Source organism: Amycolatopsis thermalba (assembly GCF_003385215.1).
Taxonomy (GTDB): domain Bacteria; phylum Actinomycetota; class Actinomycetes; order Mycobacteriales; family Pseudonocardiaceae; genus Amycolatopsis_E; species Amycolatopsis_E thermalba.
The window spans coordinates 1-1,884 of record NZ_PQHW01000211.1 but is presented as its reverse complement, the minus strand read 5'-3'; the positions used below and the strand labels follow the sequence as shown (position 1 = coordinate 1,884).

1 protein-coding gene and 1 pseudogene are annotated in these 1,884 nt (G+C 73.6%); both read right to left on the bottom strand.

The features are described 5' to 3' along the window. Nucleotides 1-460: 460 nt before the first annotated feature. Nucleotides 461-1,540, bottom strand: a complete 1,080-nt coding sequence (locus D0D15_RS35670; RefSeq protein WP_115945102.1) for a DUF2786 domain-containing protein — start codon at nucleotides 1,538-1,540, stop codon at nucleotides 461-463. Nucleotides 1,541-1,672: 132 nt separating this feature from the next. Then, a pseudogene (locus tag D0D15_RS35665) lies at nucleotides 1,673-1,884 on the bottom strand (class I SAM-dependent RNA methyltransferase); the annotation flags it as partial.

The window sequence follows — 1,884 nt, the reverse complement described above, 5'->3', positions numbered from 1 at the left end:
CAGCGCGCGAAGCGCGGCAGGGAGCGGAGCGGCAGCGCGCGAAGCGCGGCAGGGAGCGGAGCGGCAGCGCGCGAAGCGCGGCAGGGAGCGGAGCGGCAGCGCGCGAAGCGCGGCAGGGAGCGGAGCGACGCGCAACGGAGCGGCAGCGGTGGCGCGCGAAGCGGCGGCGGCGCGGCAGGGCGCAAAGCAAGACCGCGAGAGGGCACGGCCGCGCGGCGTGGGGCGAAGCGCGGCGCGCGAAGCGGAGGCGGGCGGAGCCCGAAGCGGCAGCGCACGGGGCGAAGCGCGAAGCACGGCTGCGAGAGGTGCGGCAGGGCAGCGCGAAGCACGCTCGAACGCAGTGCGGCGGCTGGACGGGCGTGCCTTAGAAGCCCCATCGCCGGGTGGTCGGGAGCGCCTCGGTCGTCGGCGAGCGTGGCCGGCCTCGGGAAGTCGTCCCGACCGCACCAGAAAAGTTCTCCTAGCCGGCCCCCAGTTCGGTACGTTCCACCGTCAGCCGGGCGTGGTTGGCTGCTTCTCGGCCGGCTGTCCAGCCCTCGCCGTTGCTGATGGTTGTCCTGTGGCGCATTGTGTGGGGGAACAGTTCCGCGAACAGCGTGTCCACCTCCTGCCGACGGCTGGTCAGGATCGGCAGCAACCGCGGATCGGCGAACTGGGAGCTCGCTGCTCGGTCCGCTTCCGTCAGGCGCTCGCCGATTCGGGTGGCGTACGCGAGCAGGAACGCGTGCCGGAACGAGCGGGTTCTCGCTCCGCGGCCGGCGGCCAGCATCGCCTCGTTGGCCTGCACCAGCAGCGACGTCGACAGCAACTCCACCAGGTCCAGGTCCACCTCGTGACCCACCAGCGCCACGAAACCCAGCTTCGCGTAGAACGCCGCCCGGCACCGGTTCGCCGTCGCGACCGCGGTGACCAGCGACGACTTCGGGCCCAGGTACGGCTGCTCCAGCCAGAACCGCCGCGCCGAACCGGACCGCGCCGCGACCCCCTCCACCAGCGCACGCTCGAACGAGTACCGGCTCATCAACTGCTGCGCCTTCGCCGACAGCGCCTCCGCCTCCTCCGGGAACGACGTCGACTCCGCCTTCGCCAGCAGCGCCCGGATCCGCGCCAGCATCTTCTCGTCCACCCCGGCCGCCCGCTCCTCCGGAACCGGCACGTCCGGCAACCGCGGCAGCGGCAACAGCACCTCCAGGACCGCCAGCACCACGAGCAGCGCCGTCACCCGCTCGACGCCGTGCCGCTCCGACCACCGCGCCAACAACGGCCGCTCGGCGCCGTCGCACCCGGCGAGCACATCCGAAGTCAGCGCCACCCCACGCCGGTCCAGCCGCCGCAGCGCGATCTGGTGCACGTCCCGCGGCTGCCACCCGGTCCGCCACAGCCGCGCCAGCAACTCGCGCAGCGCCAGCTCCGCCGCCCGGTCGATCAGCCCCGCGTCGTAACGCGGGCCGGCCAGCTCCCGCGCCGCCAGCTCACCCAGCCGCCGCCGCGCGGCATCGCACAGCAGGACGGCGAAAGTCTCCACAGTGGACTCCGCCACGAGGTCTCCCTTGCCGGTCAACGGTTTCGCGCACGCACCAGCAACGGAGCCGGCGGCCCCCGTCCGGCCCGCGAACCGCGCATCGATGTCATGCCCGCATCATGCCGGAGGGCACCGACAATTTCCGGAGCCTCAGCGCACCAGCAGCGCCACGCACTCCACGTGATGGGTCATCGGGAACGCGTCGAACGTCCGCAACCGCTCCAGCCGGTACCCCGACTCGGCGAACGTGGCCACGTCCCGGGCCAGCGCCGCCGGATCACACGCCACGTACACGACCCGCTGCGGCCCGGCCCCGGCCACCGCCCGAACCACCTCCCGCCCCGCTCCGGATCGCGGCCGGT